General features: G+C 41.5%; 1 protein-coding gene. It reads right to left on the minus strand.

The genetic code is table 11. The annotated features are described in order from the left end of the window. Nucleotides 1-586: hypothetical protein (locus ACOMCU_RS28300; RefSeq protein WP_421052318.1), on the minus strand; the 586-nt coding region annotated here is incomplete at both ends.

Below are 586 nucleotides of genomic sequence, written 5' to 3' on the forward strand. Positions count from 1 at the left end.
GTTGTTCCAACGTACAGCACCGCCGTATGGACCTCCACGACCTGTCAAATATACCTTTAATGTCTTATCGGCTTGAGTTGGATTATTGAAAGTGATATTCGCCTTGTAAATAACACCATAATGCCCCTTATTAGTTGCTACAGCATCGCCAGGCGTATAGCTAGTGTCTTTAGTCATTAAGTTGTCATTAAGGCCATTATTTATGGAGAAACTTTTATTGCCGTCTCCGATAGTATATAGAGCAGCAGAGCCACCTGAAGTACCAAAGCCGTCGATATTGGAAAAGTTCCAAGTACCACGCGGATGAGTCCCAACTGGTGACACAATTGCATTTTGATTACTACGAAGATTGGCAGTAGTACTTTTAGCAGCTACTGTTCTGACTTTATAAGACATCGCAGAACTAGACGATAAAGTAAACTCAATAATTCCACCCACCAAATAACCATTTGGTACTTGCCATTCTTTAACTAATCCAACTTTCCCCGCTGCAATGGAACTATCAACCGGAGAACTAGGAGTTAATGTATTTCCGAGTAAAGCTTTTGCTGCACATTTCCCATGAGCTACAAAGCCGGTATTTGCT

Source organism: Lysinibacillus sp. UGB7 (assembly GCF_049058285.1).
In the GTDB taxonomy this organism is placed as follows: domain Bacteria; phylum Bacillota; class Bacilli; order Bacillales_A; family Planococcaceae; genus Lysinibacillus; species Lysinibacillus sphaericus_B.